At 64.9% G+C, this 18314-nt stretch carries 13 protein-coding genes; 6 read left to right on the top strand and 7 right to left on the bottom strand.

Annotation, left to right across the window (positions count from 1 at the left end; genetic code table 11):
* Positions 1-23 precede the first annotated feature (23 nt).
* The 4 genes from LQT98_RS04235 to LQT98_RS04220 are packed head-to-tail and all read right to left on the bottom strand — an operon-like array spanning position 24 to position 5031.
* The gene (locus LQT98_RS04235; protein ID WP_048408591.1) at positions 24-584 is read right to left on the bottom strand and encodes a cob(I)yrinic acid a,c-diamide adenosyltransferase; all 561 of its coding nucleotides are present in this window, start codon (positions 582-584) and stop codon (positions 24-26) included.
* Positions 577-3054: a hypothetical protein gene (locus LQT98_RS04230; RefSeq protein WP_231461235.1), complete on the bottom strand. Its 2478-nt coding sequence runs from the start codon at positions 3052-3054 to the stop codon at positions 577-579. The genes LQT98_RS04235 and LQT98_RS04230 overlap by 8 nt, the downstream gene beginning before the upstream one ends.
* 2 nt (positions 3055-3056) lie before the next feature.
* Positions 3057-3479, bottom strand: coding sequence for a DNA polymerase III subunit chi (locus tag LQT98_RS04225; protein ID WP_048411492.1), 423 nt, complete (start codon positions 3477-3479; stop codon positions 3057-3059).
* Positions 3466-5031 (bottom strand): leucyl aminopeptidase, encoded by a 1566-nt coding sequence (locus tag LQT98_RS04220; protein WP_048411491.1) that lies wholly within the window; start codon positions 5029-5031, stop codon positions 3466-3468. Before LQT98_RS04220 ends, LQT98_RS04225 begins: the two co-directional genes overlap by 14 nt.
* Positions 5032-5232: 201 nt before the next feature.
* Here LQT98_RS04220 and lptF point away from each other — a divergent pair, with 201 nt between their 5' ends.
* From lptF to LQT98_RS04195, 5 genes are all read left to right on the top strand, one after another.
* Positions 5233-6333 (top strand): LPS export ABC transporter permease LptF, encoded by a 1101-nt coding sequence (gene lptF, locus LQT98_RS04215; RefSeq protein WP_048411490.1) that lies wholly within the window; start codon positions 5233-5235, stop codon positions 6331-6333.
* A 7-nt stretch (positions 6334-6340) separates the two neighbouring features.
* Positions 6341-7417 carry an LPS export ABC transporter permease LptG gene (lptG, locus tag LQT98_RS04210; RefSeq protein WP_231461234.1) on the top strand — a complete coding sequence of 359 codons (1077 nt, stop codon included), beginning with the start codon at positions 6341-6343 and terminating at the stop codon, positions 7415-7417.
* Position 7418: 1 nt separating this feature from the next.
* Positions 7419-9992, top strand: a complete 2574-nt coding sequence (locus tag LQT98_RS04205) for a [protein-PII] uridylyltransferase (protein ID WP_231461233.1) — start codon at positions 7419-7421, stop codon at positions 9990-9992.
* 443 nt (positions 9993-10435) lie between these two features.
* Entirely contained in the window at positions 10436-12064 is a 1629-nt protein-coding gene (locus tag LQT98_RS04200) for a S53 family peptidase (protein ID WP_231461232.1), read from the top strand.
* A 99-nt stretch (positions 12065-12163) separates the two neighbouring features.
* Positions 12164-12808, top strand: a complete 645-nt coding sequence (locus LQT98_RS04195) for a HugZ family pyridoxamine 5'-phosphate oxidase (RefSeq protein WP_231461231.1) — start codon at positions 12164-12166, stop codon at positions 12806-12808.
* A gap of 61 nt (positions 12809-12869) precedes the next feature.
* Here LQT98_RS04195 and ribA read toward each other — a convergent pair whose 3' ends face one another.
* Together ribA and LQT98_RS04185 are read right to left on the bottom strand one after the other, a co-directional pair.
* Positions 12870-13451: a GTP cyclohydrolase II gene (gene ribA, locus LQT98_RS04190; protein WP_048411485.1), complete on the bottom strand. Its 582-nt coding sequence runs from the start codon at positions 13449-13451 to the stop codon at positions 12870-12872.
* A gap of 96 nt (positions 13452-13547) precedes the next feature.
* The gene (locus LQT98_RS04185) at positions 13548-14273 is read right to left on the bottom strand and encodes a GAF domain-containing protein (RefSeq protein ID WP_231461230.1); all 726 of its coding nucleotides are present in this window, start codon (positions 14271-14273) and stop codon (positions 13548-13550) included.
* A gap of 38 nt (positions 14274-14311) precedes the next feature.
* Here LQT98_RS04185 and LQT98_RS04180 point away from each other — a divergent pair, with 38 nt between their 5' ends.
* Positions 14312-15460 carry a hypothetical protein gene (locus tag LQT98_RS04180; protein ID WP_231461229.1) on the top strand — a complete coding sequence of 383 codons (1149 nt, stop codon included), beginning with the start codon at positions 14312-14314 and terminating at the stop codon, positions 15458-15460.
* 54 nt (positions 15461-15514) lie between these two features.
* On the opposite strand, the gene LQT98_RS04175 is transcribed toward LQT98_RS04180, so the two are convergent.
* Positions 15515-18181: a collagenase gene (locus tag LQT98_RS04175; protein WP_231461228.1), complete on the bottom strand. Its 2667-nt coding sequence runs from the start codon at positions 18179-18181 to the stop codon at positions 15515-15517.
* Positions 18182-18314 lie beyond the last annotated feature (133 nt).

Here is an 18314-nt window from a genome sequence, read left to right as displayed (position 1 = left end):
CCTTGCGGATTGCCGTTTTGCTTTCAAGCCTGGTCGGTCTTGCGCCCTGGCCGCCACAACACATCCGCCACGCCGGCCTGGCGGTTCAGATAGCGTGACAACACGAACAGCAGATCGGACAGGCGGTTCAGATAGCGACGTGCCGCATCGGAAACCGCCTCCTGCTGCGCCAGCGCCACCACCGCGCGCTCGGCGCGACGACAGACCGAGCGCGCCTGGTGCGTCAACGCCGCCGCCCGGGTTCCACCGGGCAGGATGAACTCCTGCAGCGGCGGCAAGTCCTCGTTCAGAAACGCCACCACGGCCTCCAGCGCCTGCACGTGCTCGGCGCCCAAAGCGCTGTAGCCGGGCACCGCCAACTCCGAGCCCAGATCGAACAAATCGTGCTGCGACTCGGAGAGCCAGGCCCTGGCCTCGTCCGGCAGCGTTTCCGCCAGCAACACCCCCAGCACCGAGTTCAGTTCATCCACCTCGCCCAGCGCGCGGATGCGCAAGCTGTCCTTTCCCACCCGGCTGCCGTCGCCCAGACCGGTGCTGCCGTCGTCGCCGGTACGGGTGACGATATGCGACAACCTATCACTCATCGCGTTTTCCATCCTTTTCAATCTTGCCCAAAGAATTGATGGTCTGGCGCAAGCTCTCCTTCAAGGCTTCGCCGAACAGCATCTCGTAATCCTCCTTGAGCTGATGCATCACCCCGGACAGCATCTGCTTGGCCTGCAATTCCAACGCATCCTGCAGCCACAAGGACAACTCCACCTTCATGCGCGGCAGCATTTTCTCGTACATCGACTGCAATAAGGCTTGCTCGTCTATCACTGCAACAGTGCCCGGCGGCGCATTGACCGCCTGCGGCGCCATCATCGCGGCAGCAGCGGCGGCCGACGCCACTTCGGACACATTCAGCACTTCCACCGCGCGCGGCGCGGCTGGCGCCGGTTCCGCTTCAGCCGTGGACGACATCGCCACCGCGGCCACACCGGCCGCCAATACGCCAGCGCCCACTACAGCGGCGCTCTCCAACGTGTCCGGCTTGGGAGTCGCGACTTCATCCGCAACGGCCTCCTCCGCGGCAAAGGCCAGCTCTGGAATATCCTGGCCCGACGACTCCAGCCCAGGCTCAGGCACATGCTCCTCCGCCAGCGCGGGCGCGCCGGTAGCGGGCTCGGCCTCAAACACCTCTTGCGACGGCTTCCAGATCTGCTCGAGCATCGGCGGCTCCGCCAGCGAAGCCGCGGCGGCGGTATCCGGCACAGCCTCCTGCGCCAACGCCTCAGCGTCGAAAGCGGCCTCGGGCAGCTCCAGCTCCCCCTCCGGCGGCGGCGCCCAGATCTGCGCCAATTCAGGCGACTCCGCCATGAAATCCGTAGCGGGAATAGCCGACACCGCCTCCGGCGCCAGTTCCTCGGCGACGAAATCAGGCGCAACAGGCTCCAGGCTCGGCTCTGCCAGCAGCTCCGTCATGGCTTCCCCCGCCTCGGCGGCAACAGCGGGCTCGGACTGTTCCAGAGCGGATTCTTCCATCGACAAGGCCGATGGCTCGGCCAGCGATTCCTCGGCAGTGACTTCCGGCATCAATGCTTCGGCTGCGACGGCAGGCTCAGGCTGTTCCAGAGCCGGTTCTTCCGCCGACAAGGCCGATGGCTCGACCAGCGATTCCTCAGCAGTGACTTCCGGCATCAATGCTTCGGCTGCGGCGGCAGGCTCAGGCTGTTCCAGAGCCGGTTCTTCCGCCGACAAGGCCGATGGCTCGACCAGCGATTCCTCGGCAGCGACTTCCGGCACCAATGCCTCGGCTGCAACGGCGGGCCCGGGTAGTTCCAGAACGGGATCTTCCATCGACAAGGCCGATGGCTCGGCCTGCGATTCCTCGGCAGCGACTTCCGGCACCAATGCCTCGGCGGCGACGGCTGACTCGGGCGACTCCTGAACAGGCTCCGCCAATGGTAACTCCGCCGCCTGTTGCGGCTGTTCCCAGATCTGCTCCAGCGCTTGCTCCACCGCTGACGGCTCGGCGGCAAAGTCCGCGGCCGGCATCTCCAATACCGTATCCGGCACCGGCTCCTGAACAGCAACAGCGGTTTCCGACGGTTCCAGCTCGGCTTCAAGCGCCAGTTCTTCCGCGGCAAAACCCGCCGCTGGCATATCCAGCACCGGCTCGGCGGCCGGCGTTTCCACGCCGACAAGCGCCTCGGGAACCCCCAATTCCGGCTCCTGCTCCGGCTGCAGCGACAAGGCCGGCGCGGCCTCAGCAACAGCTTGCGGCGCGGCCGGCTCGAACCCGGCGCTTTCCGGCCAGTTCGGCAGCAGGCTGTCCACCTTGGTTTCCGGCCCCACCCCTCCGCCAAGCACGCCGGTGGGCAGGCTATCCAGGGAAATCGAGGTAAACGGCGTCGCGGCCGGCGGCATTGGCTCGGACTCTGGCTGGACCTCGGTGGCTTGGTCGAACGCAGCGTCGGCGAGCTGCGCCGCTTCCGCTTGCGGTGCAGCGGCGTCCGCGACATCCGGCGAGGCGACGGGGGCAGCGTCCCCCAGCGGTTCCAGCGGCTCAAAGTCGGCAGCGACTGCCGATACGGGCTCAGCCGCAGCCGCCAGCGGCGGTTCAACTATCTGCTCAAGCCGTGGCTCCGGACTTGCCGTGGCCAGTTCCTCTTCCGCCGGCGTCAGCGAAAACTCGAAATCCGCCGCCTCTGTCGGCGCGGGCGCGTCCCAGCCCGGCAGCGCCTGGTCCAGGCCCGGCTCGGAGGCGGAAACATCGCTCAGGTCCAGCGAGGGCAGCGAGGTCAGGTCCAGCAAGGGCTCCTCGCTGGCGGGCGCTTCCGCGATCAGGTCTTCAAGGCTCAGTTCGGGAATTTCCAGCTCGGCGGGAAGTTCTTCGCGCTGCGCGCCCAGTTGGTCGGCCAGCGCGTCCATTTCACTGGAAAAATCAAAATCGGGGATGTCGATGACTTCGTCGCCCAAGGTGGGCACTTGCGACTCGTCCACCACCTCGGTCAACACCGGCAGGTTGAGGCCGGACCAATCAGGCTCTTTGGGCTTTGACGGCTCGCTCATGGTCACTTATTGCTCATGTCGTGATGTTCGATTGCATAACCGCGCTCGCGATACGCCTTGAACCGCTGGCGCGCCGTGGCCAGTGACGCCTCATCGCGTCCGACTATCTCCAGAATACGCTCAAAGCGCTCCATCCGCTCCGGCAAATGCGAACCCAGGTTCAACAATACCGGGTGTTCCAGCGTGTCCGGCAGGCGGGCGGTCAGCCAGATCGGCGTGTCCGCCGCCTCGTCGGCGCCCAGCCGGCAATGCGGAACAAAGCGGGTATCGCCAAAGCTCCACAACTGCCGGCTGAAGGTTTCCAGCTGCTGCTCGCTGTCGAACCAGATCAGCAGCCGTTCCCCCTTGCGCATCACCGTGGCCGCCAGCAGGCAGGCAAAGCCCTGCGGATCGGCCACCTTGGTGTAAAAATCAATCCTGCTCATCGTCCACCGCTTCCGGGGCTTCGCGGCGAGGCCGGCCGCGACGCACCACATTGCCCAAGGCGATATCCGCGCGATCCTGCAGGAACTGCACCAGCAGCGGCACCGGACGCGCGGTGGCGCCCTTGTCCTTGCCGCCCTTCCAGGCGGTGCCGGCGATGTCCAGATGCGCCCAGTCGTAAGCCTTGGCATAGCGCGACAGGAAGCAGGCCGCGGTGACGCTGCCGCCCGGACGACCGCCGATATTGGCCATGTCGGCGAACGGGCTCTTCAGCATGTCCTGGTATTCATCCCACAGCGGCATGTGCCAGGCGCGATCAGCCACTTCCTCGCCGGCGGCCAGCAGTTCGCGCGCCAGGCTGTCCTGATTGCTGTACAGCGCGGTGGCGATGTGGCCGAGCGCGATCACGCAAGCGCCGGTCAAGGTGGCCACGTCGATCACCGTCGCAGGATCGAAGCGCTCGGCATAGGTCAGCGCATCGCACAGGATCAGCCGGCCCTCGGCGTCGGTATTGAGGATCTCGATGGTCTGGCCGGACATGGAGGTGACGATGTCGCCCGGCTTCAAGGCATTGCCATTGGGCATGTTCTCGCAAGTCGGCACAATGGCCACCAGGTTCAGCGGCAGATTCATTTCCACCGCCGCGCGGAAGGCGCCCAGCACCGTGGCCGCGCCGCACATATCGTACTTCATCTCGTCCATGCCCTCGCCCGGTTTCAGCGAGATACCACCGGAGTCGAAGGTAATGCCCTTGCCCACCAGCACGATGGGCTTGTCGGCCTTGTCCTTGGCGCCGTGGTGGCGCAGCACGATCAGCCGCGCCTCTTCCACGCTGCCCTTGGCCACGGACAGGAAGGAGCCCATGCCCAGTTCGGCGATTTCCTTGGGCCCCAGGATCTCGGCGTCGGCGCCGAAGGCCGCGGCCAGCTGGCGCGCTTCTTCGCCCAGATAGCTCGGGGTGCAGACATTGCCCGGCAAATTGCCCAGGTCCTTGGCCAGCTTCATGCCGCCGCCTATGGCCAGGCCGCGCTGCAGGCCTTTTTCGCCGTCGGCCAAGTCGCTGCGGCGCGGCACCGCCAGCGTCAGTTTGCGCGGCTCGCGCACCGGCTCCTCGGATTTGCTCTTGAAGCGGTCAAAGCGGTACAGCGCGTCCAGCGTCACCACCGCCGCCTGCTCAATCATCCACTCGACATCGTGCTTCTTGACTGTCAGTTCGCTCAGGTAGCTGACCGCTTCCACCGCCGAGGTCTGGGTCAAGGCCTTGATCGAGGCGCGCACCGCCTCGCGGTATTCCTTGGCGCGGAACTCGCGCTCCTTGCCCAGGCCCACCAGCATCACCCTGTCGCACAGAGTGTGCGGCACCGAATGCAGCACCAGCGTGCTGCCCAGTTTGCCTTCCATATCACCGTGGCGCAGCACTTCGCTGATAAAGCCGTTGGAGATGCGATCCAGCAGATCGGCGGCGAAGGTCAGCTTGCGGGATTCGTATACGCCGACGATAACGCAAGCAACCCTTTGCTTTTCCGGACTGCCGCTTTTTATGTTAAATTCCATTGAGAACTCCCGTGTAGAGCGAGTGTCTGTTGCTCCACCTCTTAACCGGCCGTCGATGCACGGGTAGAATCCTGACGGCCCGGCCTTCCGGTGAAGACGGATTTTGTTGTTGATTCCGAAATCGTCCAATTTTGACGTTTCTGGATGGTCCCCGGAATTATCACAATGCTTTTCATGAAAAGTCAAAAAGGCACTGAATAAATGGTTTTTCAAAAAAGCCTGACACGCGAGCTGACTTTGAGCGCATTAGGCGTTTTCATCGTGCTGCTGGCGATTATCGTTTCCACCCAGGCGGTCAATCTGCTGGGGCGCGCCGCCGAAGGGCAGATGGCCAACGAAGCCGTTGCCGCGGTGCTGGGTTTCACTACGCTGGGCTTCTTCCCGGTATTGATGATTTTGACGGTTTTCGCCACCATTCTGGTGGTTTTGACCCGTATCTGGCGTGATCATGAGATGGTGGTCTGGCTCAGTTCCGGCCTGTCTCTCGGCGACTGGGTATGGCCGGTGATGCGCTTCACCCTGCCGCTGGCGGCGCTGATCGCCGGCGTCACCCTGTTCATCGGTCCATGGGCGGACCAGCGCAGCCAGGACTATGCCGAACAGATCAAACGGCGCGAAGAAGTTTCAGCAATCTCCCCCGGTGTGTTCAAAGAATCGTCCTCGTCCAACAAGGTGTACTTCATCGAGAACTATTCCGGCGAGCACGGCGCGGCCACCAATATCTTCATGCAGGAAATCACCGACGGCAAAGTGGCGACGATTTTCGCCAAGTCTGGTTTTATTACCACCAAGCCGGACGGCGAGCGCGTGGTGGTGCTGGAGCACGGCCAGCGCTACGTCGGCGAGCCTGGCAGCGCCAATTACGAGGTCGCGGAATTCCAGCGCTACACCGCCGGCATCGGCGAAAGCCAGCAAATGCCGGGACCGTCCGGCAACCGCCAGGCCATCCCAACCGCTCAACTGTTGAGCCAGGACTCCGCCGACTACCGCGCCGAACTGGCGTGGCGGCTGTCAATGCCGATCAGTTGCGTGATCCTGGCGCTGCTGGCGATACCGATGTCCTATTTCAACCCACGCAGCGGCCAAACCTACAATCTCTTGCTGGCGCTGCTGGTTTTCTTCGTTTATCAGAACGGGCTGACCGTGGCTCGCAACTGGGTGGCCCAGGGCAAGGCCGGCGTCTGGCTGGTGCTGCTGGTGCACCTGGCCATGCTGGCGCTGGCGCTGGCGCTGCTGAGTTATCGCAACCGACCCGCCCGCCCCATCGGCCAGGCCCTGTCCCTGCTGTTCCGTAAATCCTGATCCCGTCATGAAACTGATTCATCGCTACATCGTCGTCACCCTGAGCCAGGCGACCCTGTTCACCCTGCTGGCCCTGCTGGGCCTGTACGGCTTCTTCGACCTGCTGGCCGAAGTCCCCAGCCTGGGCAAGGGCAGCTATACCCTGGCCAAGATGCTGGGCTATGTCGCGCTGCTGATCCCCGGCCACGCTTATGAATTGATGCCGCTGGCGGTGCTGATCGGCGGCATGGTGGCGATGACCCAACTGGCCACCAGCAGCGAATACACGGTGATCCGCACCAGTGGCGTGACACTGCCGCAAATCGCCGCCACCCTGCTGAAATTCGGCCTTGGCTTCGCACTGCTCACCGTGCTGCTGGGCGAGGTGGTGGCGCCGCGCACCGGCCAGCAGGCGCAAAGCCTGAAGCTGTCCGCCACCCACTCCATGGTGGCGCAGGAATTCCGTTCCGGCATCTGGGTCAAGGACAATCAGAACTTCATCAATGTCCACGAGATGCTGCCGGACACCTCCTTGCTGGGCGTGCGCATCTACACTTACGACGACAATTTCCGCCTGGTGCGCACCCGTTACGCCGAACGCGGCTCCTTCTCCAAGGACGAGCAGCAATGGCAGTTGATCAATGTGCGCGAAACCACGCTGGGCGCCGAACAGACGGTCAGCCGCCACTATCCGTCGCTGGCGTGGAAATCCATCGTCGAGCCGGAAATCCTGTCGGTGCTGCTGGTGGTGCCGGAGCAGATGTCGGCCACCGCGCTGCTGACCTATCTGGAGCACTTGCGCAGCAATAAACAGCAGACCCAGCGCTACGAGATCGCGCTGTGGAGCAAGCTGTTCTATCCGCTGGCCTGCATTTCGATGGCGCTGGTGGCTCTGGCCTTCACCCCGCAGCAACGCCGCCACGGCCAACTGGGCATCCGCCTATTCGCCGGCATCTGCCTGGGCGTAGCCTTCCACTTCGTCAACCGCTTGTTCGGCCATCTGGGCCTGCTCTACGACTGGAACCCCATCCTGTCCGCCACCTTGCCCACCCTGCTGTTCCTGATAGCCGGCGTCGCCATCATCGCCAGACAGGAAAGGCGCTGACATGAGCTTGCCGACCGCGGAAGCCCTCGCCCAATGGCGCCAGGACCTGGTCGGCAAACGTCAGGCGCTGGCGGAACAATACCGCCAGCAACATAATCCGCAGGAGTATCTGAAGCGCCACAGCCAGGCGGTGGACGCCATGCTGCAAATGCTGTGGGCGCAGTCCGGCCTGGACGGCGCCGCCAGCTTGATCGCGGTGGGCGGCTACGGCCGCGGTCAACTGTTCCCCTATTCCGACATCGATCTGCTGGTGCTGCTTTCCCAAGCGCCGTCATCGGAACTGGGCGAGCGCATCGGCGCCTTCATCAGCCTGCTGTGGGATGTGGGCCTGGAAATCGGCCATAGCGTGCGCACCGTGGACGAATGCCTGTCCGAGGCCAGCGGCGACATCACCATCGAGACCAATCTGCTGGAAAACCGGCTGATCGCCGGCGATGCCGCGCCATGGCGGCGCTTGAGCGCGCTGCTGGAGCGCCAGCGCGACCCGCTGGCCTTCTTCGAGGGCAAGACCCTGGAACAGCAGCAGCGCCATACCCGCCACTTCGGCGTCGGCAACAATCTGGAGCCCAATCTCAAGGAAAGCCCGGGCGGGCTGCGCGATCTGCACACCATTCTATGGATCAGCAAGGCGATAGGCCTGGGCGACAACTGGGACGCGCTGGTGCGCCGCGGCATCCTGACCCTGGCCGAGGCGCGGCTGATCAAGCACAGCGAACGCCAGTTGCTTAGCCTGCGCATCGAGCTGCACCTGCTGGCGCGCCGGCGCGAAGACCGGCTGATCTTCGATCTGCAGCAGCAGCTGGGACGCGCGCTGGGCCTGCAGGACACGCCGGCCAAGCGCGCCAGCGAGCAGGCGATGCAGCTGTATTACCGCGCCGCCAAGACCGTCAATCAGCTTAACGGCATCCTGCTGCCCAATCTGCGCGGCCGCATCTACTCCCAGGTACCGCGCGTCACCCAGAACCTGAACGAGCGCTTTTATTCGGTCAACGGCATGCTGGGCATCCGCCAGCCCGATGTGTTCGAAAAACACCCGTCCGCGATTCTGGAAGCCTTCCTGACCTTGCAGCGCCACCCGGAGTTGAGCGGCTTCGCGCCGCGCATGCTGCGCGCGCTGTGGCATGCGCGTAGCCATATCAATGAGCGTTTCCGCGCCAATCCGCGCAACCGCGAACTGTTCCTGCAGATGTTCCGCGAGCCCAATGGCCTGACCCGCGGCCTGCGGCGGATGAATCTATACGGCGTGCTCGGCCGCTACCTGCCCAATTTCGGCCACATCGTCGGCCAGATGCAGCACGATCTGTTCCACGTCTACACCGTGGATGAACACATCCTGATGGTGGTGCGCAATCTGCGCCGCTTCGCTAGCAGCGCCTTCACCCACGAATATCCGTTGATGTCGCGATTGATCAACGACTTCGAGCGCCCGGAAACCCTGTACCTCGCCGGCCTGTTCCACGACATCGCCAAGGGCCGCGGCGGCGATCACTCGGCGCTCGGCATGGTCGATGCGCTGGAGTTCTGCCGCCAGCACGGCCTGCCGCCGCAAGACGGCGAGCTGGTGGCCTGGCTGGTGGGCCAGCACCTGACCATGTCCAGCGTCGCGCAGAAACAGGACATCTACGACCCGGAAACCGTGAGCCGCTTCGCCGAACTGGTCGGCACCCCGCGCAGGCTGACCGCGCTCTACCTGCTGACCGTGGCCGATATCCGCGGCACCAGCCCCAAGGTCTGGAATGCGTGGAAGGCCAAGCTGCTGGAGGACCTCTACCACGCGGCAATGCGCCAACTGGTGCGCGGCGGGCAATTGGACGTCGCCTCGGAGCTGGAGGAACGCAAGCACCAGGCCCAGACGCTGCTGCGCCTGCACGCCGTACCTAATGGCGTGGAAGCCGCCTTGTGGCAGCAGTTGGACACCGTCTACTTTCTGCGCCATGAGGCCAAGGAAATCGCCTGGCACGCGCGCCTGCTCAACCGCTTCGTCCACGCCGAGCAGCCCTTGGTGCGCGCGCGGCTGTCCGACGACCACGAAGGCATACAGGTGCTGATCTACACCCGCGACCGCCCGGAGCTGTTCGCCCGCGCCTGCGCCTTCTTCGGCCGTACCCATTACAGCATCGCCGACGCCAAGGTCTACACCACTCGCCACGGCTACGCGCTGGACACCTTCCACGTCTTCGTGCCCGAGCATCATGACGGCGATTACCGCGACATGATCAACTTCATCGAATTCGAGCTGGCGGAGTGCCTGCGCCAGGAAGGCGAGCTGAGCCTGCCGGCCCAAGGCCGCATCAGCCGCCATCTCAAGCACTTCCCGATCACGCCGCAAATCCTGATCCGCCCGGACGACAAGGCCAGCTTCTACGTATTGTCCATCGTAGCCGGCGACCGTCCCGGCCTGCTGGCGCGCATCGCCAAGGTGCTGTCCGACTACCGGATGAATGTGCAGTCCGCCAAGATCATGACCCTGGGCAGCCGCGCCGAGGACTCCTTCCTGATTTCCGGGCCTGGCCTCGGCGACGACAAGACCGTGCTGGCGCTGGAGAGCGCGCTGCTGGCGGCCTTGCGGCTGTAAGAACCCATTCAAAGCCTGCTGCGCTTCGGCGATACAAAGCGCTTACCGCGCATGACGGCTGTCCAGTTCCCGCCCTCTTTAAAATACTCATGCGCTCCATGAGCAAAACTGCTCGCTACTTCTCCGCTCATGCGCGACAGGCCTTGCATACATCCAAAGCGCAAGCTCAAATCCATTAGGCATACTCATTGCCACCATCAAACAAACTCATCGCTCTTGTATTTTTTTTTGCGTTTTGCATACAGATTTGACGCTGATCAATAATTTACTTGTCATCACTTGCGGTTTGGGATTACACATTCAGCGTTCCCCATCGGGAGCAGCCCTTCCGCACCAAGGGCAACCAACCTGGATCAAAGGCTCGCCATCGAGCGACTACAAGCCTGATCCAAGGGCTCTGCCTAACCGCAGGCCCGCGCGGTACTTCTTCAAAGGAGAAGTGAATGTTTGCCAAGCAATACACGGCCGCACTGGTGTCCGCCGCCTTCTTCAGCATCGCGGCGCAAGCAGCAACCCTCAACTGGCAATCCACCAGCACCCTGGCCCATCCGGTACAAAGCCTGATCCCGCAAGCGCAAGACAGCGGCGAAGTCGCGGCCGGCCAGAGCGTGCACATCGCAGTGGCGCTGAAAGTACGCAACAAGGCACAGCTGGACGCGCTGACGCAGAGCATTCTGCAAGGCGGCAGCAAGCACTACCTGAGCAAGACCGAGTTCCTGAACCGCTTCTCGCCCACCGAGGCTCAAGCGCAGACCGTGGTCAAGCATTTGCAGGCCAGCGGCTTCCGCAATATCAAGGTGGCGCCCAACCGCCTGCTGATCACCGCCGACGGCAGCGCCGCCACGGTCAAGGCCGGCTTCCAGACCTCGCTGCACCGCTACAACATCAACGGCCGCCAGGCCTTCGCCAATGTCGCCAACGCCCAGGTGCCCAGCCAACTGGCCGACATCGTGCTGGCGGTGCACGGCCTGCAGAACGTGCATCAATTCCGCACCGCACTGCGCCACCCGACGCCGCAGGCCTTCAAGACCGCCAGCGTCAGCGGCCATTCCCCCACCGATTTCCCGTCCATCTACAACGCGAACAGCCTGCCGCCGGCCAGCAACACCACGGTGGGCATCATCGCCGAGGGCGACCTGACCCAGACGCTGAGCGATCTGCAGGACTTCGCCAGCGGCGCCGGCTACGGCACGGTGGCCACCTCGGTGATCAATAGCGGCACGCCCACCAGCGACACCTCCGGCACCGAGGAATGGAACCTGGACAGCCAGGACATTCTCGCCGCCGCCGGCGGCGCGGTGCAGCAGATGAACTTCTACGTCGCGCCGTCGATGACCAATGCCGACATCACCGCCGCCTTCAACGCTGCGGTCAGCGACGGCAGCGCCAAGGTGGTCAACGTTTCTCTGGGCGAATGCGAGACCAGCGCGCAGAGCGACGGCATGACCGCCAGCGCCGACCAGATCTTCCAGGCGGCGGTGGCCCAGGGCCAGACCTTCTCGGTGTCCACTGGCGATTCCGGCTCCTACGAGTGCGGCGGCCGCACCGCGCGCCAGAGCTATCCGGCGGTATCGCCGTACGTGATCGCGGTGGGCGGCACCACGCTGTCCACCAGCGGCCAGACCGGCTATCTGTCGGAAAGCACCTGGAACGGCGGCGGCGGTGGCCCCAGCTATACCGAGAGCGCTCCTGCCTGGCAGACCAGCGCCGGCGTGCTGACCATTTCCAAGACCAAGCGCGGCGTGCCCGACGTCTCCTTCGACGCCGACCCCAATAGCGGCGCGCTGGTGCTGGTCAACGGCAGCACCTCGCAGATCGGCGGCACCAGCCTGGCGGCGCCGCTGTTCACCGGCTTCTGGGCGCGCATCGAATCGGCCAACGGCAACAACATCAACTCGCCGGCGCCGTCGATCTACAAATACTTCAAGGCCAATCCCTCGCTGTACCATGACGTCACCAGCGGCAGCAACGGCGCCTACAGCGCCGCCAAGGGCTGGGACTACACCACCGGCTGGGGCAGCCTGAACATCGCCAATCTGAACGCCTTCATCGCGCGGACCCCTGGTTTTTAAAGCAGCGCCCTCTCGCCTTGAGCCCCGCTACGCCGGGGCTTTTTTGCGCCTGGCCGCGACGCCGGCTAAGATGAGCCCACTTCGCGTCGGAAACCAAACATGAAAATCCCGCCCTCAGCCGCCATCCATCTGCTGCACCGCTGCGTCCACGCCAGCCTGGCCAGCCACAGCACCCAGCTGGCCGGCTACCCCTACGCCACGCCGATACCCTGCGTGCCCGACGCCCGCCACCGGCCCATGCTCTGCCTCAGCGCGCTGGCCGAACACAGCAAGAACCTGCAGGCCGATCCGCGCTGCAGCGTGGCGCTGCTGGACCCGGCGGCGGCATCCAGCCAGAGTGGCGCGCGCCTGACGCTGTTGGGCGACATGGAAGCCTTCCAACCCACGCCGCTGGAGCTGGCGCGCCATCTGCGCTACCAGCCTGAGGCCGAGAACTGGCTGCAGCTGGACTTCGGCTTTTACCGGCTGCGGCCGCAACGGCTGCGCTATATCGAGGGCTTCGGCCGCATGGGCTGGCTGGAGGCCGAGCAGTGGCTGGACGGCGCGACGCTGGAGCCGGAGCAAGAGGCGGAGCTGCTGGCGCAAGGCGCCGCCGTGCCCGCCGGCATCCGGCTGTTGGGCGTCGACTGCCACGGCATCGATTACGAAATCGCCGCCACGCGCCGACGGCTGGCTTTTCCCGATGCGCTGACGGCAGCCGAACTGACCGCCCGCTGGCAGGAACTCTGCGCGGCGCTGGCATGAAAAACGGGAGCCATGGGCTCCCGTTCGTACATCCCCGACTGCGCCGTTCCGGCGCGGCCGCTCACTTGAACAACATATGGCCCAGCTTGCTGGCCTTGGTGTCCAGATAGCGGTCGTTGTGCGGATTGCGCCCCACTTCCAGCGGCACCCGCTCCACCACGTCGATGCCGGCGCTGCGCAGGGTTTCGATCTTGCGCGGATTATTGGTCATCACCCGCACTCGCGACACGCCCAGTTGGTCCAGCATATGACGGGCGATGCGGAAATCGCGCATGTCGGCGGGGAAGCCCAGCCGCTCATTGGCCTCGACGGTATCGGCGCCGCCGTCCTGCAGCTGGTAGGCGCGGATCTTGTTGATCAGCCCGATGCCGCGGCCTTCCTGGCGCAGATACAGCAGCGCGCCGCGGCCTTCGGCGGCGATGGCGGACAAGGCCGCTTCCAGCTGGAAGCCGCAGTCGCAGCGCAAGGAAAACAGCGCATCGCCGGTCAAGCACTCCGAATGCAGGCGCGACAGCACCGGCTCGCCGTCGTCTATCGTGCCCAGGGTCAGCGCGACATGCTCGCGGCCACCCACTTCCTCAAAACCATGCATGGTGAACTCACCCCACGGGGTGGGCAGCTTGCAACTGGCGACGTATTCCATCCTCGGCTCATCCACGCTGAGCTCGACAGCAGGCAATGACATTGTTTCTCCGCTAAACCTGGTAAGCGCGCCTGAATCCGCGCGCGATAATCTTTATTAACTGTGGTCGGCTTCCGGATTTTCAAGCGCCAGCGGCAAGGCGGCGAAGGGCTCGGCCAGCACGATGGCCAACGCGGCCAGCCACACCAGCCGCTCCGGCGTGAAGAATCCGGCGCTGGACGCCTCGGCGTCCAGAATGCCCAGCACATTATCGTCCTGGCCCAGCACCGGCAGGCACACCTCGCTCATCACCTTGGGGTCGCACTCGTAATAGCCGCCGCCCTCGGCACGCCAGGCTTTGACGTCCTCGATCAGCACCGCCCAGCCGGTCAGGCCCACCCGGCTATTGTTGCTGTACTCGGCGAAGGCCTCGGTCAGAGGAAACTCGGCGCGGCTGGGCACGCCCTGATAGGCCAGCTTGACCAGCTTGGCCTGCTGGCCCTTGCCTATCTTGCGGTACACGCCCAACCAGTCCGCGCCCACCTTGAGGTTCACCGACTCCACCAGCGCCAGCAGATTGCGCAGTGCCGCCGTCGCCTCCGGGCTTTCGCCGCCGAACAGCGGCGCCAGATCATAAGGCTCCTCCGCCAGCTCCTCGAACAGCGAGCAGCTGCCGTCCTCGCTCAATTTGGGCACCCGGTAGCGGTACAGGTCCTGGCGCGCCGCCGGCTTGTCCGCGCTCAAGACCGCGGACAGGGTCAGCACCGCGATCTGCAGCTCGGTGCGATCCAGTTCCAGGCTCTGCTCGCGCAGATAGTCGGACAGTTGGCTTACGGGTATCATGACTGTGCTCCTGAAGGCGGCGCCGCCGCCCGATGCGAATGAATATCAAAGCCCAGCAGGATACCAAAAACCGCCCCGCGCTGGCCAACCCCAGTCCAGAATACGACACCATGCCCGCCATCCATATTCCCTACCCGCCCCTCGTGATCAAGGCCGGCGCGCACGCACGCAAGCTGCTGGCGCGCCAGGGCCTGCCCGCCGCCAGCGTGACCACCCTGCCCGGCGCCGCCGGCGGTCCCAAGGCGATAGGCATCACCGGCCTGGACCAGGCGGTGTTCGAATGGCTGAACCGCAGCCCGCGTCGGCGCGAGCTGGTCGGCGCCTCCATCGGCGGCTGGCGTTTCGCCTGCGCGATGCAGGCCGAACCGCGCCAGGCGCTGGCCCGGCTGGCGGAGCGCTACACCGACGAAACCTACGCGACCAAGATCGGCGTCGCCGACATCACCCGCCAGACCCGGCTGATGCTGGACGAGGTGCTGTCACCGGCAGCGCGCGCCGCGCTGATCGATCATCCGCACTATCAGCTTAGCCTGTTGCTGGTGCGATCCCACGGCATGCTCGCCAGCGAGGCGCGCGCGGCGCTGCTGGGCGGCCTGGCGCTGAGCGCCGCGCTCAACACCTTGTCGCGCGGCTTGCTGCGCCACGCCTTCAGCCGGGTGATCTGCCACGATCCGCGCAGCGACTTGCGCTTCAAGCCCGAGGACAGCATCCCCACGCTGTGCCAGCCGCTGGGAATGGACAATCTGGATGCCGCGCTGATGGGCACCATCGCCATTCCCGGCGTGCTCAGCGGCGTGCAACTGCCGGGCGCGCCGGCGGCCACTTATCGCGATGGCGGCCTGACCGATTACCATCTGGATTTCCCCTTCGCCCACGGCGACGACATCGTGCTCTACCCTCATTTCACCGAGCGCATCGTGCCCGGCTGGTTCGACAAATTCCTGCCCTGGCGCGGCTCCAGCCCGGCCCACCACGCCAACACCGTGCTGATCGCGCCGTCGCGCGACTATCTGGCGCGGCTGCCCGGCGGCAAGCTACCAGACCGTCAGGACTTCCACCGCTATCTGGGCCGGGACGCTCAGCGCCAACAGGTTTGGCGCCAGGCCACCGCCGAGAGCCAAAGGCTGGGCGACGCCTTCATGGCGTGGCTGGAGCGGCCGGACCTGGGCCAGGTTCAAGCGCTCTAAAACAAAAAGAGCCGGGAATCTCCCGGCTCTTTTCATTCATGCCTCAGACACGCCTCAACCGGCGCGGGCCCAGCACGCCTCGTCCGACATATTCACCGGCGTCGCCAGCAACTGCACCACCACATCCCGCGTTTGCGCGCCCTTGCGCACGCGCACGGTGATCTGGTCGGCCACGCCCGGCTGGTCCTGGTCGCGGCGGTAGTTGAACGCGCCGTGGTCGGCCATGACGGCGCGGCCCAGCTTGGGACCGCTCACCAGACTATAGCCGTCCGGCTCGCCCACGCCTTGCAGCTGGCCGCGCAGGCAGCGCACAGGGCTGGAATAGCTGAGCTTGGCCAAGCCCAGCTGGGCGTCGCCGCCGCCCGGCTGCGACGGCTGCGACGCGGCCGGACCCAGCGGGCCTTCGCAGCGCAGCGCGGCGCGCTTGGCCTTGAAGTCGTAGTCGGTGGCCGCGCAGTTGAGCGCCATCATATTGTTGATGCCGCTGCCGCGCAGCAGGTTCTGCAAGGCGGAGTCCAGGGTCTTGTCCAGCTCCTGGCGCGCCATGGTGGCGGTGCCGGAGCGCAAGGGCAACACGCCGTCGCATTCGAAGCGGCGCAGAGCGCTGCGTTCGCCGTCGGCCCAGACGCGGCACGCCACCGGCAGGTAGCGGCGCATCGCGCCTTCTATCGCGCCGATCTCGCCGGCCTGCCACTGCGCTTGCTTCAGCCAATCCACGCCTTGTTCGGTCGAGGTATTGCCCAGTTGGCCGGCGCGCTGCGCCTCCACCTGGCGACCCACATAGTCGTGGAAGCCCTGCACCAGGCCGGCGTCATGGCCCATTTCCACCACCAGTGCGTCGAAGCGCTTGACGTCGTCGGCGCGCAGCGCGGCCAGGATCTCGGCGATGCGGCCCGGCTGTTGCTGGTTCAGGTAGTAGAACCACAAGGCGGAATGGCTGTAGAAGTCCCAGCCGTCGCTATAGCTGGAGCGCATGATGCGAGACGGTTCCAGATAGCTTTGCGGCCAGCCGTTGGCCACCACGTCCACCACATGGCCGCGCACCTTGATGCCGTCGCGCGATGTGCTCCAGGCCATGAACTCGGCGAAGCCCTCGTCATACCAGGCCATGCGGCGGTCGTCGCGGTAGAACTCCGAGCTGCCCCACATGCCCGGCTGGATGAAGCGGCCGGACAGATAGTGCACGTACTCGTGGCGCACCAGTTCCTCCAGGCTCAGATAGCTCTCGCGCGGCACTTCGCGCTGGAAGGTGTAGAAGGTGCCGTCCTTCTCGATGTAAATGCCGCCGTTGTCGGTGGACAATTCATTGAGCAGGCCCTGGAAGCGCTGGTAGGCGGTCTTGCTGCCGTAGATCACCATGCGCAGTTTGGCGTTGGTGTCGCCGGCCACCGGCTGACTGATGCCGCTGACCCGGCCCAGTTGCGCCTGCACCTGCTTCATCGCGTAGTACAGCGGCTCCACTTCGGCCAGCGCCAGCGGCGTTTCGAACACCAGATTGCCGTTATCGAAACTCCAGCTATGCGGGAACAGATGCGCTTTCAGCTCCTGCTCCGCCTGGCAGATGCCGTAACGCTCGCACGGCACCTTGCCCAGTTTCTTCAAGGCGTACACCGCTTCCGCCCACGAGGGGCCGAACTTCTCGCCGCCCAGCAGGCCGGCCACCGCGTCTTCCGCCAGTTTGGCGGTGCGCGGGTATTGCATGAAGCGGCCGGTTTCGCGCACGGTGTTCAGATACATCTGTTCATCGGCGAAGGCCGGCTGGCCGGCGCGGGTCAGCCCTGCCAGGCTGGACACCAGCGCATCCAGCTGCCCGGCGCCCGCCTTGGCGGCGAAGCCCTCGGTGTAATGCATATTGAACAGGGTGGTCTGCATCGGATGCAGCGCGATGCGCGCCCAGTTGTTCTTAGCCGCGGCGTTGTAGCGGCCGAAGAAGCGTTGCAGCAGCGGCAAGGCGTATTCCTGCTTGCGCACCGAATCCGCCAGGATCATGGTTTCCGCCACCGACTGACGCAGATCGGTCGCTAGGTACCAGGCGTCGCGGTCGCCGCTGCCATCGCGCACCGGCTCGCTCCACAGCGCCGGGTTTTCCGCCAGCGCGCTCACCACTTGCATCACCGGCTCATCCACCGGACGGCCGTAATCACCCACTTCCGCGGCGTGGCTGTACTGGGTGAAGTAACCGGCTTTCAGGAACACCGCCAGCGGCCACAAGCCATTGGCGCTCTTGCCGTCCCAGCCTTGCGCGCGAGCGCGGGCCTCGGCCGCCACTTCACGCATATTCGCCGGCGACACCACCCGGTAGCTGAAGGCGTCCGCCTGGAACAGGCGGTTCAGACACGTGCCCTGCACGCTGGCGACATAGCGCGCCAAGGCCGCGCCGGACAACTGGCCCAGCTTGGTCTCGTCGCAGGTGGCGTATTGCGGCGCGGCCACGGCTTCCTTGGCGCGGCGCACGCCGGTCTGCTGCATCGGACCTTGCGGCTTGGCGCCCGGACCGGCGGCGTCGGCCGGCGCGCCAGGCGGCAAGCCGTGCGGGTAGGACGGCTTTTCCGACAAGGCCGGAGAGTGCGCGGAATGGCTGGCCTGCGGCAGATTGGCCTGCGGCGCCGGCTGGTTGAGCGCGGATTTTTCGGAATCGCTGACGCAGCCGGCCAATAAGGCGGCGGTCATCACGGAAAGACTCAGCGCGCGCGCGCCGCTGAGCGAAACTGTTTTTATCATGACGCTATCCAATTCATTGTTGATGCGTTATCAATAATATGATGCGCATTTCAAATCATATCGAATAGCCATCGTCATGAGAATTCAGTTTAAAATAAAACGTTCAATTTAAACCATAATTACAACATTGGTA

Origin of the sequence: Chromobacterium aquaticum, assembly GCF_021129195.1 — a bacterium.
Classification (GTDB): Bacteria; Pseudomonadota; Gammaproteobacteria; order Burkholderiales; family Chromobacteriaceae; genus Chromobacterium; species Chromobacterium aquaticum.
Note: the sequence above shows the minus strand (reverse complement) of the source record. Positions and strands in the feature narration are given on the sequence as shown.

What these genes read in the sequence shown, in the direction of transcription:
- LQT98_RS04235 (WP_048408591.1), bottom strand. Translation starts at nt 584, where the DNA reads ATGAGTGATAGGTTGTCGCATATCGTCACCCGTACCGGCGACGACGGC.
- LQT98_RS04230 (WP_231461235.1), bottom strand. Translation starts at nt 3,054, where the DNA reads ATGAGCGAGCCGTCAAAGCCCAAAGAGCCTGATTGGTCCGGCCTCAAC.
- LQT98_RS04225 (WP_048411492.1), bottom strand. Translation starts at nt 3,479, where the DNA reads ATGAGCAGGATTGATTTTTACACCAAGGTGGCCGATCCGCAGGGCTTT.
- LQT98_RS04220 (WP_048411491.1), bottom strand. Translation starts at nt 5,031, where the DNA reads ATGGAATTTAACATAAAAAGCGGCAGTCCGGAAAAGCAAAGGGTTGCT.
- lptF (WP_048411490.1), top strand. Translation starts at nt 5,233, where the DNA reads ATGGTTTTTCAAAAAAGCCTGACACGCGAGCTGACTTTGAGCGCATTA.
- lptG (WP_231461234.1), top strand. Translation starts at nt 6,341, where the DNA reads ATGAAACTGATTCATCGCTACATCGTCGTCACCCTGAGCCAGGCGACC.
- LQT98_RS04205 (WP_231461233.1), top strand. Translation starts at nt 7,419, where the DNA reads ATGAGCTTGCCGACCGCGGAAGCCCTCGCCCAATGGCGCCAGGACCTG.
- LQT98_RS04200 (WP_231461232.1), top strand. Translation starts at nt 10,436, where the DNA reads ATGTTTGCCAAGCAATACACGGCCGCACTGGTGTCCGCCGCCTTCTTC.
- LQT98_RS04195 (WP_231461231.1), top strand. Translation starts at nt 12,164, where the DNA reads ATGAAAATCCCGCCCTCAGCCGCCATCCATCTGCTGCACCGCTGCGTC.
- ribA (WP_048411485.1), bottom strand. Translation starts at nt 13,451, where the DNA reads ATGGAATACGTCGCCAGTTGCAAGCTGCCCACCCCGTGGGGTGAGTTC.
- LQT98_RS04185 (WP_231461230.1), bottom strand. Translation starts at nt 14,273, where the DNA reads ATGATACCCGTAAGCCAACTGTCCGACTATCTGCGCGAGCAGAGCCTG.
- LQT98_RS04180 (WP_231461229.1), top strand. Translation starts at nt 14,312, where the DNA reads ATGAATATCAAAGCCCAGCAGGATACCAAAAACCGCCCCGCGCTGGCC.
- LQT98_RS04175 (WP_231461228.1), bottom strand. Translation starts at nt 18,181, where the DNA reads ATGATAAAAACAGTTTCGCTCAGCGGCGCGCGCGCGCTGAGTCTTTCC.